Raw genomic sequence first — 12,002 nt, 5'->3', positions numbered from 1 at the left:
TGGTTTATCTTGCCAGTAAAGGTTCTATTTTTTCCCTATCCGAGGGACGGGGAGCAAAAGCATTGATGATCCTGAAATTTTCATCGATCAACAAAAAACGGGGAATGGAAGTAATGTCCCAGGCATCGCCTACCACATAAGGATCGGCCAAAACTTCCTGAATATGAGCCGGCATACCGTCTTTCTTCAATTTCTTGACCCAAAGTTTTTCATTCTGGTCGATCGAAATACCGATAAACCGGATATCCGGATACTTTTCACTCAGTTTCTCGAACTCGGGTAATTGGAACAAACAAGGCAGACACCAGGTAGCCCAAAAGTCGACATACAACACCTTTCCCTTAAAATCGCTCAGCCGCATTTCTTTCCCGTCGATATCCTTAAAAGGAATATCCGGAGCCGGCCGGCCTTCCATCAATTTTGCCCGTTCTTGCAATTTTGCCTGAAAAGAATTACGTAACTCTTTATTCCGGATCTGACGGGAAAAATCGGTATACATCCGATAATCCTTAAGCATCAAGCCCTGATCCAACAATTCTGCATTTTTTAAAACCGTCATCCATTCCCTAAAAGCCGGAGAAAGAGCAAACTGAAACACCTGGGTCTCATGGCATTCCCGTAATATATTCCGTACATCGGAGATTTCAAGATAGCGATCGGAAGCACCGATCTTCTTTAACAAAGGTTCGGCCAGTGTCGCTACTTCCCGATAAAAGGCCTGTTTCTTTTCGAGTTTTACCTCAGGAGCATCATCGTAGTTACTCAATTGCCCCACAGAGAAATAATCCAGATAAGTCGCCAGCCGATAGGCTTCCAGCCGGATTTGTTCCAATTCCCGAAATTCCGGAGTCACTGCGGTCAAATGGGCTAAGGCGTCCAGGCTGGCATCTACAATACTGTCCACCTTATAGCGGTAAACCTCGAAACTCACTTTTTCTTTAGGAAGGCCGAATTCATTTAGCTCCCGTCCTATTTTAGCGATCTCCCAACCGCTCAGTTTCGCACTGTTGCGCAAATAGTTATTGGCTTCTATTCCTTTACCGTTAAAAGTGGTTTTCGTAGTATTCCGGTTGAAAATAATCTCCAGATCATCGCCCGGAGTCAAATACAAGGTATTATGTCCCACTTTATAATAGGCCGGTTGTTTTAATTTCAATTTTAAATCGAAACGGCCGTTGGAATCGAGTATAATTTCTATCGTCCTATCATGATAGACTTCTGCTGCGATCCCATCACTATTCATCGATACCCGGTCCAATCCGAATTGTTTCAGCGAACCGGATATCTTCACTACTCCGGCCTTTGCCGATAAAGAACAAGAAACCAGTAACAGTATAAGTAATTTTATGATTTTCATAGGATAAATATTAAATTATTCAACAGCCCTCCAGCTCATTTTTTTGATTTTCATAAGCCCTTCCCAACATGATTTTTCGTCCGCCTCGAGTTCTACCTTATCCGGATTCACTCCCTGGATATATTTTTGCAGTTTTCCTCCGGTTGTCGCATTGTAAGTCGCCACATACAGCGGATTCGCATTCGGTTCGATCGCAGTATCACAATACAGCATCGTAATCGGATCACCCATATCGAAAGTGTAATGCCGTTCATTGCCTTTATTGTAATCGTAAGCATGCAAAGTTGCACCTACGGCATAATACACCACTGTTCTCCGGGAAGAAAAGGCATAAAAATCGGCCTTATCGAAATCTACAGCCCCCGCACCGATCGTATAACAATTCAATTTCGTCGGTCCGGAACCGACTGCCCGGAATTTATAGAGATAATAGGCCCCGGCCGGATCTTTCAGGATAGCGAACGAATTACCGTTAGAGCTCCCGACATCCAGGGTATTTTCCCCATAAACCAGAGTCCGTCCCGTCGTTCCCTGGTTCCAGGGGAACGGATCTCCTGCCTGATCTTCCAGCAAATCGGAAACAGCGATACTGTTCTTCACTGTCAGAAAACGTCGATTCTCCACATCAAACCATAAAAAACCACCCGAATAGCTATTCAATGTATAGAACAGATAAGGAAAAGCTTTATAGTAGGTATTCTGATCCGAAGTCAAACAATTCACCGGATTATTATAATAATCCCCTCCCATCAATAACGTACTGGCATTGAAAATATATCCGTTATTACATACGACTGTGCGATAGTAGCTAGACCCGCCGTTCTTACCAGCCTTATCTTTCACCCGCGGAATAATATCTACCGGTACGAATTCCGTATCGAAGGTCTGATCCATAAACAATAATTTACCGAACACATCACTTTCCGAACCGGCAAAAGTTTTACGATCCATGGAATAAGCCTGGGACCCGGTCAATACCCATAATTTGATATAGTTACTGTTTCCGGCCGCTCCCGTATGAATAATATCCACCGGATTTTTCAGGACCGGCAGCCCGCTGTTTTTCAATAATTCTTTGTATAAAACCGTATCTTTCACCATCGACAACATCTGCACATCTACCTCTCCCTGAGCATTTTCACCGATCAGTAAGATACCTTTCGAATAAGCGGTTCCAACTTTCAATGTAGAAGTAGCCACCGTCACGACACCGGTCTGCCGGTCGGTCACCCTGAAATATAAGGTATAATCACGCGGAGCTAATTCAACCCGATAGTTCAATATCCGTTCCGTACCGATCAACTCTGTCGAATTATAGGGCACGTTAGCCCTCCATTCATAAGCAAAACGGGTGGTATCCCCGATATTTCCTTCCGTTACCGTCACTGTAGGGTCGATTTCCAGCACACTTTCCCGGTAAACCGTTTCATAAACCGACTCTAACCCCTCTATGTTCACCTCACAAATGTCGTGATAATCGTACGAGCCTTTATCATCATAGCATGCCGTCAGCCCTAATGCGAATACAATAATATATACTAATCTTTTCATAACTATTTCTGTTTAATCGTAATAACCCTCTTCCGGTACCCAGGGTACACCTACTTTCGATAACCAGGGACAACCGCTGAACCACATCAAACGCCCATCCTCTTCCAAAACCGGTTTTTTGTCATTGTAGCATTGGATCAGATAAGTGGACATAGATTTATATATCAGCATTTGCAATGCACTCGGCATCGTTTCAGTACTCATAAAATCATTATACGTCAAATTAAAACGCTCACAAATCAATTCCAACTTTTTTCGGCTGAAAGCGCCCCAATTCCCGGATTCATACCCTCCATTGTAGGGAGAAACGGCAGTACCGACCCAAATTTCAGGTTCTACCATAAAATCAGCAATACGCAAGGTATGTAATGAAGCATCGAAATGCTCATACACCGGCCCGGTCCGGTGTGAACCGATCAAGGCATCCCATTCCGGGAAAGCCAGAGAAAAATATTCGTTAGCCACCAATCTCAAGCCCAATCTCTGTTCTTTTTCCTGCAAGATATCGGTACGTATCAGGCGGACTTCCACCTCAGCGGCAGACTCACCGGCCTTGATCACACCTTCACGGGTCAAGGGCAGATAATCCACATTTTCCGTCAGATCGGTACTATCGGGATTGACTTCCACCAGAAAAATCCGGTCATACGTTTTCACCGGCCCGGTAGCCATCACCTTCACCGACAGCGTTGCGGTATCTCCCGGCAAACTGATAAAATTGACATCCGTATAAGGTTGGTAAGGCCAAGTTTTTTCATTGCCCCAGGAATCTCCCCATTGTACGGCAAAATAAACTCCTTCCAATCCTTCATAATCCATCAGGTCTTTTTCACAACCCGACAACATCAAAGGTAAAAACCATATATAATATAAAAATCTTTTCATAATCATTCATTTGAAATATCTGTACTACTGATTCGTTGATCGGTTTCGCTTTCCGGAAGCGGAACGACATATTTGGCCAGTTCCACGTTCTTCGTTCCTGTAGCCTGATTTCCATCGGGGATATTTACCATTTCCTGACGTTTATAGAAAAAGAACAGTTGCCCCTCACCCAACATTTCTTTTTTATATTCATTCGCCAGGATATTGATCCGGTTGTCTTCCGTCAGGGCAAGGCTGTTGCAGTTTCTGGCATTACGGAAAGTATTCAGATAAACGGAAGCTTCGTCCAGCTTACAACATTCAACCGCAATCAGATACATTTCGCTCATCCGGATCAGGGGGATCATATATTGCCGGCTGGCTGTCACATTATCCTGCTTTTCGAATTTGCGATGATAGAGTACCGAAGTTCCGTTTTTATTATAAGTAGACCAAACCGAATAACGGTAATCATTCTCATTATCGTATAAATCATCTCTCCGGGCAGTACCGGCTAAGGTGAGAATACTGGTCGACTCGAGTGTCGGAGCAAACAAATCCTCATGTAATTTTTCCCGGGAAGAATGATAGGTTCCGAACAATACTTCGGAATAGAATACCCGGTCGGGATTCGATGAAGTAGCTTCGCTATTCGTTACAAAAGGGAAAAATTCCGCTCCTTCAGCCTGTCCTTCGGCAATCACTTCTTTGGCCGTAGCCGCAGCTTTTTCCTTATCTCCTCCCCAAAGCTGAACCCGGGCCATCAAGCCCTTTGCTGCAAAATAATTCATCCGGAAACGCCTGTAATTCAAATCTGTATCGGAAAATTCCTCTTCCACAAAATAAGGATCCGTATCTTTCAGCAAACCGACGGCATTTTTCAGATCGTCGAGAATCAATCCGATGACTTCCGATCCGGACAGTAAAGGAGTAACCGTCTGATCCGAATTTGTCTGATAAGGAATACTTTCTTTATCCAATTCGGAGGTCAGGGGACCGAACAGACGCAACATATCAAAATGAAGCATTGCCCTTAAAGCCAAAGCCTCCCCTTTGATCGACCCCTTCCAGACAGGCGAAAGCCCGGCCTTATTTTCATCACATTTTTCGATAATCGTATTGCAACAGGCAATCACCGCATAGCATTTCTGCCACATATTATCGAACAAGGTCTTCTCATTATTTCCGGTATAAACCAAACCTCCATAGTTATAAAAAGCATGCGACGAAGAAGCAACATTGTAATATTGCCCCATCACATCCAAAGCGCCGGCAGTCAGGTTTCGGCCATACAATTCATTCGTATTCAATTCAATATACACCCCGTTCAATGCCTTCACAAATCCCTCCCGGTCATTGAAAAGCATCTCCTCCGACAAACGATCCGAAGGCGTCACATTCAGCCATGACTCACAGGAATAGAAGGATAGCAGAAGTAAAGCCAGACCACATTTTATGATGAAATTCAACTTTTTCATTTTCATTCGTTTTAATTTAAAATCTTAATCCCAAAGACATGGATACCGAACGGGCGAAGGGATAATCGATACCCCGTTCATTTTTCACGGTTGAAATCCGGAAAATATCGTTCATATAAGCTCTTACCGTCAATGATGAAGCGCCGATCGATTTCAGCCATTTTCCCTGGCTCTCGTACCCCACCGATATAGACTCTCCTGAAAAGACGTTGTTGTCGGCGACAAACCGGGAAGACATCGGCGTATCGGCTGTCGTTGAAATCGCCCGGAATTTAGCATTATCGCCCGGTTCTTTCCAACGATCGTACAAAGCCCGCTTATCCTGATTATAGTGGACATCACTGAACGAAATATTTTCTACCTTATTGTACAAGGTCTCCATAAAGATCTGCCCACCCAACCGGTAACGGAAATTGGCAGAAGCCGAAAAACCTTTATAGTAAAAAGACATGCCGACAACCCCTTCCAGTTTCGGATCACTATTTCCTACGACCACCTCATCCTCGACATTATAAGCAAAACTCTGGGTACCGTCTTTATGCAAAAAGATCTCACGTCCCGTAGCCGCATCTATTCCGGCAGAGCGGACAGCCCATAAATCCGAAGGACTTCCGCCGTCGTAATACCGCAACATATTCTTGGTTTTATTTTCATCATTGAACCGGGATAAATAGGCACTGACATTTCGGTATTCCGAAGTCAGATGCCGCAAGGTCGCATTTACCTGCCAAAGCAGGTGTTCTTTTTTCAATAAAGCATAATTCAACACAACCGTATATCCTTTCGTCACCTGTCCGCCGACATTAGCCGGAACGGAGGTACCTCCCGTAGACGAAGGAACTCCGGTATAAACCAACAACGGATCGGTTTTCTTTGAAAAATAATCGAAATTCACCCGCAAACGGTTATTAAACACCACTAAATCCAAACCGATATTCCGGTCCAGCGTTTTTTGCCACTCCAGGTCCGGATTTCCGAAATTATTGATGATAGCGCTGACTCCCCAAGGATTGGTGTGATGATTATTATAGGTATAAATTTTCATCGCAATATAAGCATCGAAGTTCTGGTTTCCGGGATTTCCGACCGAAGCCCTCAGTTTCAGCATATCCAGCCAACCGGCCCCTTCCAGAAAATGTTCGTTGTGGATATTCCATCCAAGTCCCACCGACCAGGTATTGGTAAAAAGTTTGTTCACCCCGAAAATGGAAGCCCCGTCTGCCCGCCAGTTGGCATCCAGCAAATAACGGTTGTCATAAGCATAACCGAGATTCACATAATAGCTGGCCGTCCTTTTCTTAACATCCTGATATACTTTTTTATCTGGATTATATTCCTGAGCAAAAGAAGGGTTGGAAAATTCATCGTCGATAAATCCCCGCATGGTATATCCGTTCAGATTCGAAGTCGACTGGGTAAAACGCATTCCGGCCACCGCATTTACCATATGCCGTTCTGCCAGTAATTTTCCGTAGGTAACACTCAAATCACCGTCATAACCGAAAACATGTTTTTCCGATTCCGTATAGGCTCCTTTCTCATTATCTTCCTTACCCACAAATTCCGAATTGAAAGGCGAAGAAAATTTCTCTGCCTGCTCGTTGGATTTATTCACCCCTATCCTCGCCCGGATCCTCAATTCGTCTATTACCCGCCAATCGGCTTCAAAGTTGTTGGTTATCCCTAAAGTATGGGTACGATCGAAATTTGTATTAGACAAATCGTAAAACGGTCCGTATACATTTTCGTATACTATTCTATAAGTATTCGGATCGATATAAGAAAAAGACTCCAGCACTTTTACAGGTTCTCCGTTTTCATCCGTTTTCCGGTAATACGGATTGGTACGTGCAAACTCCTTAAAAGAAACACTCTCCCGTTCCGCTTTGGTATAATCCACATTCAAAGAATTGGTAAAAGCTACGCGGCCTTTCCGGTAAATGAGCCGGACATTTCCATTCAATACATCCCGGTCCGATCCCTTCATCACTCCCTGGGTTTTTCCGTAACTCACCCCGACACCATAACGCATCACTCCGTCGCCACCTTCCAGAAACAAATTGTGTTTGTGTGTCGTAGCAAAACGCAGGGGCTCGTTCATCCAGTAGGTATCCACCCCTCTCCGCACTTCCTGCAAACGCATATTATATTTTCTTTCCTGCTCGACACTTCCCAAATACCCGTCCGGTCCCCAGCTTTGATAAAGTCCGGAAAGCAATTCGAACTGCAATTTTTCCTCGGCATTCATCAAATTATAATCCGACAGATCGGCAAAAGTAAAATTCAGGTTACCGGTATAATTCAATCTCAGCTGCCCGGCTTCGGGAGCCTTCGTTTCTACCACCACGACTCCATTGGCCGCTTTCGATCCATATATAGCGGTAGCGGCCGCGTCTTTCAGCACGGTAATACTCTGCACCCGGTCCATACTCAAATCACTGATCGTCGCCAGAGTCGACTCGAAACCGTCGAGGATAAATAACGGTTGGTTGGGATCGGTATTATATTCTTCGGTCAAACCGATTACACTGGTTTTCCCCCGGATTTCGATATTGGGCAAATGGTTGGGGTCCGAACCGAAGTCATTGTTTTCAATAATGGCAAACGAAGGATCGAGTGTCTTCAGACTTTCGAGTACATTCGAGTTACCGATCATCTTCAGTTCTTTATTGGTAAATGTAGCCGACGAACCGGTAAAGCTTTCTTTTTTCCGGGTGAAAATACCGGTCACCACGACTTCGTCCATCTCGGCCACTTCTGTAACCAAGGTGATATTCAATTCTTTTTCTCCTTTCCATCTCACCGCTTTCTTTTCCATACCGATAAACGAATATACCAATGTCAATTCCTTCATCTCAGGCACAGATAAGACATATTTTCCGTCAGTATCGGTCACCGTACCCAGCGAAGTACCCTGAATCTGTACCGTTACTCCCGGTAGCAAACTGCCTTTTTCATCCGTCACCTTACCGACAATTTTCACTTCCTGAGTTTGTTTCTGCGGTACACTTTTCTGTTCCCGGATAATCACCAGATCATCTTCGATCAGGAAAACAAAGGGACTTCCTTTCAAACAATCTTCCAAAACTTCTTCGAGGCCCACCCCTTTCAAATCCACCGAAACCGGTTGGAATTGTTTCACTGCATCACTGTCATATACAAACTTATATTCGCTCACTTGCCTCAAATATTGAAACACATCCGCCAAAGAGGCTTTTTTCATCGAAATGTCGAATTTTTTTTGTTGTGAATAGACTGCAGCCTGTAAATTCAGCGAACACACGAGTAGAATCAACACCGTCTTCATCATAATCAACATACGGGGTAATTTCGTGAGTACGAAACTACCGTTCCTTAAATTTTTTTTCATACATTTGTAAATAAAGTTAATAATACACTCTACTCCCCACGAAGGAGTATCGATATGTTAATGTAAAGCAGTACATGTGCCCGCATGTATTGCTTTTTTAATATATCCTACTGTTCGATAACCACCGTTTTTCCGCTTACCCGAAACCGTGCCCGCCCGGTCTTTTCAAGCTTCGATAAAATGGTTGCGATATTTTCATACCGCTGAATATCCAAAGAAAAATGGGCTTCCTTCAAATCCGGTTTGGCGAAAAAGAATTCCACATCATACCACCGGGCCAGTTTGGTCATAATTTCCTCAAGCGATGCCTCGGTAAAATGGAATAGTCCGTTAGTCCAGCCGATATAATCTTCCGCCACCACCTGTTTCAGAGTAAACCGGCCTGCTTCCACCGCCAATTGCTGATCCGGCTGTAATACCTGAGTTTTATCCCCGACAGCTACTTCTACTTTACCCCTGACCAGCGTAGTCGTTACCCGGGAATCCTCCGGATAAGCTTCCATATTGAAAAGGGTTCCTAATACTTTTACCGCCAAATCAGCCGTTCTCACGACAAAAGGCTGTTCCTCCTTCCGGGCTACATCGAAACAAATTTCTCCCTCCATTTTCACCTCCCGCAGCTCCCCCGTAAAACGGACGGGATAAGTCAGGCGAGACTCCGAATTCAACCACACCCGCGTTCCGTCGGCCAAAACTAATTCGTATTCTCCTCCACGCGGTACAACAATCGTATTCCATTCCGCTTTTTCTTCCCGATCCTCCTTCCCGGCATCGTATTTCACCATTTTTCCGGTCGTTACAATCGTAGTTCCTCCCGCAACAGCAATCGTTTGGCTCGAAGAGTCGCCTATACTCACCTGCTCCCCGTTCCCTAAAATCAATGTCGCCCTAAAACCTTTCGTCCCCCCTGATGTTCCGGCAACCACCGGTTCGGCAACAGGCTCTCTCATCCATAAAAATGTTATACCCAAACAAATAACCACACAGGCAGCTGCAACTGTCGCCCACCAGTTGAGCACTCGCTTTTTCCGGAACAGTTTTTGTTCAAATCCTTCCCATTCTTGCTTTAGCTCCAAATAATCCGGATAATCAATATCCCGAAGCAATCTTTCCCGGATTTCCATATACTCCCTTGCATGCTTTTCAGAAGAGTTTTTCCACACCTCCAAATCCTCCGCCTCACGTCCAGAAAGTACTTCGATCAATTCGCATGCAATCAACCGGGCAATTTCATATCGTTTTTCTAATTCTTGCATTGCTTCAATCAATTATCCAATATTCAATTTTTTTTCTCATTCTTTATAATTATAACGATCCAATTAAAAAAACGGGTGAGTAGAAAATCCAAAAACCGGATTGAAAAACAAAAAAAATCTAACGAATCTCAAAAAAACAATCAAAGATGTATATTTGCAAAAACGTTTATTTGTTTTATCCGTTTCAATTTTTAAACGAACGTTTTTCACAGGATGTTGACCAATAGCCAAGGATTTAAAAGATTTTTCGAGCTCTATTTCGAACCCGTATACCGTTTTGTCCGGAAATATACGGAAGAAGATGCTATTGCCCGGGATATTACACAAGATACATTTATCCGGCTTTATGAGCGCAGGAGGGATTTCGACGTGCCTGAAAAAGCAAAATCTTTTATCTATATCACTGCCCGGAATCTCTGTCTGGATCACCTTAAACATCAGAAAATAAAACAACAATACCAACAGACACAATCGGTATCAGAGGCCGAAGACCCGGATTTTTTACATGAAATCACCTATCAGGAAACTTTGCGGATTCTCCACCAAGCTATCGATACTCTTCCCCCTCAAACCCGAAAAATCATTTTATTGGGTCTGAACGGAAAAAACAACAACGAAATTGCCGAAGCCCTGAACATTTCGGTCAACACGGTAAAATCCCTGAAAAAAAGTGCCTACACCAGTTTGAGGGGGCAACTGAAAGATCCCATGCTCTTCCTGCTTTTCTTATTAATCGATAGTTAATCAGCAATCACAACGTATATATAATAATTGATACTGATTTTTAAAATCAACACCTAAAGCATATATCTGATTTTCTCCATCTCCGCAAAGACCATATATCTCATAATCTTTGGGAAAGTCATAGCGATATCGGGGACGTCCTTCCCAGGTCCAGAATAATAAATAGCGTTGCCCGTTATTTTGATAGAGAGTAATGATGTATTTTTCTGAATCTATTGACAATCCCGGGAAAAAATTAAAAACCAACTGCCTCTCCAGATTGAGTTGGTCTTGAAAGGTAAGCAAAGTGTGAGGAATCGAAATTCTTTTTACGGGTTTTATCGTAAAGCGATCTACATCTATCAAATCGAACAATTGATAATATTTTCTGAAAACTGCAAATCTGTTTCTGTTCTTTTGCTTGATAATAAACGCGTCATTCCAATAGTCGGGAGAGAGTAAAGTCATTTCCTTTTCTGTAGGAGGATAACAGGAAGTTGAAGGATAAAAAGCCTGATGAGACTGTTCATATACACCATATCGTGTTTTTTTTGTCGTAGTCTGACCGAAAAAATAAGTTGCTGTTTCATCTGTCGGATAAACACTAACAAAATAATAGTCGTCTAACCAGTTAAAAGAATCCTTGTTTCTGATACGAAAAGAATAAGTCGCGACCTCTTTGATCGTATCGCGAATAAGTATATCCGTCCTGCATTTCCTGGCCAATTGAATACTTGTAACCATACTATCATTCAGTTTGTATAACAAATGGGCACCATCGACATTCTTATATTGGGAAAGTATCTTTCCGGGAATATGATAGGTATGAAGAACTGTCCCACGCATTGCATGACACCTGTCCCATACAACATAATCTTTAAGCATAACCATTGAAACCGTATTACTCAAGATATCGATATCTGTCGTATATACAGGCAATAATTCCAAAGTACCTTTATCGCTGAACTGACTTAAAAACGGATTAGAAAAAGAACAACCAGTCAATACTAACACCGGAATCATAATGTATCTAAATATCATTTTCCGCTCGATCGATTTCATTTTTATACAGGGTAGCTATTTTATTTGAAATAATAGGGTTACCTATTACTACAATTTTTCCGTTAGGATCGATTAAAAATGTGTTCAACAATTTATTATCTGGCAATTTATTCATTTTTATATAATGATTTTCAGGATCATATATAATGGGCTGTGTAAAATGAATGGATCTTTCATTCATGATTTCAAAAGATGAATATATCTCAGCATAAATAAAACACAGAAACCTTACCTTATCCGGTGGGAATTGTGATAAAAGTTGTTTCCATTTTATAAGATCTTCAACGCAAGCATAACAATCCCCATAAATATAAGTTGTGATTCTATAAATTGAATCATTC

General features: G+C 42.8%; 9 protein-coding genes. 1 reads left to right on the top strand and 8 read right to left on the bottom strand.

Features of this window, described 5'->3' with window-relative positions; translation table 11 throughout:
- Window positions 1–4: 4 nt before the first annotated feature.
- From WS34_RS09770 to WS34_RS15570, 6 genes are all read right to left on the bottom strand, one after another.
- Window positions 5–1,357, bottom strand: coding sequence for a TlpA family protein disulfide reductase (locus tag WS34_RS09770; RefSeq protein ID WP_046404524.1), 1,353 nt, complete (start codon window positions 1,355–1,357; stop codon window positions 5–7).
- Between the two features lie 15 nt (window positions 1,358–1,372).
- Window positions 1,373–2,908: a PKD-like family lipoprotein gene (locus tag WS34_RS09765; RefSeq protein ID WP_046404522.1), complete on the bottom strand. Its 1,536-nt coding sequence runs from the start codon at window positions 2,906–2,908 to the stop codon at window positions 1,373–1,375.
- 12 nt (window positions 2,909–2,920) lie between these two features.
- Window positions 2,921–3,793: a DUF4843 domain-containing protein gene (locus tag WS34_RS09760; RefSeq protein WP_286693702.1), complete on the bottom strand. Its 873-nt coding sequence runs from the start codon at window positions 3,791–3,793 to the stop codon at window positions 2,921–2,923.
- A gap of 2 nt (window positions 3,794–3,795) precedes the next feature.
- On the bottom strand, window positions 3,796–5,250 hold the full coding sequence (locus WS34_RS15575) for a RagB/SusD family nutrient uptake outer membrane protein (protein ID WP_286693701.1): 1,455 nt from the start codon (window positions 5,248–5,250) through the stop codon (window positions 3,796–3,798).
- A gap of 16 nt (window positions 5,251–5,266) precedes the next feature.
- Window positions 5,267–8,620, bottom strand: coding sequence for a SusC/RagA family TonB-linked outer membrane protein (locus tag WS34_RS09750; protein ID WP_286693700.1), 3,354 nt, complete (start codon window positions 8,618–8,620; stop codon window positions 5,267–5,269).
- Window positions 8,621–8,727: 107 nt separating this feature from the next.
- Entirely contained in the window at window positions 8,728–9,876 is a 1,149-nt protein-coding gene (locus tag WS34_RS15570) for a FecR family protein (protein ID WP_286693699.1), read from the bottom strand.
- A 213-nt stretch (window positions 9,877–10,089) separates the two neighbouring features.
- Here WS34_RS15570 and WS34_RS09740 point away from each other — a divergent pair, with 213 nt between their 5' ends.
- A complete protein-coding gene (locus tag WS34_RS09740; protein WP_046404519.1) occupies window positions 10,090–10,620 on the top strand; it encodes an RNA polymerase sigma-70 factor in 531 nt (176 codons plus the stop codon).
- Here WS34_RS09740 and WS34_RS09735 read toward each other — a convergent pair whose 3' ends face one another.
- On the bottom strand, window positions 10,621–11,622 hold the full coding sequence (locus WS34_RS09735; RefSeq protein WP_046405152.1) for a hypothetical protein: 1,002 nt from the start codon (window positions 11,620–11,622) through the stop codon (window positions 10,621–10,623).
- Window positions 11,623–11,629: 7 nt separating this feature from the next.
- Window positions 11,630–12,002, bottom strand: a 373-nt coding sequence (locus WS34_RS09730; RefSeq protein ID WP_046404513.1) for a redoxin domain-containing protein, incomplete at its 5' end; no start/stop codon positions are given.

It is taken from the genome of Odoribacter sp. N15.MGS-14, from assembly GCF_000980245.1.
Classification (GTDB): Bacteria; Bacteroidota; Bacteroidia; order Bacteroidales; family Marinifilaceae; genus Odoribacter; species Odoribacter splanchnicus.
This window is presented reverse-complemented; position numbering and strand designations above follow the sequence as displayed.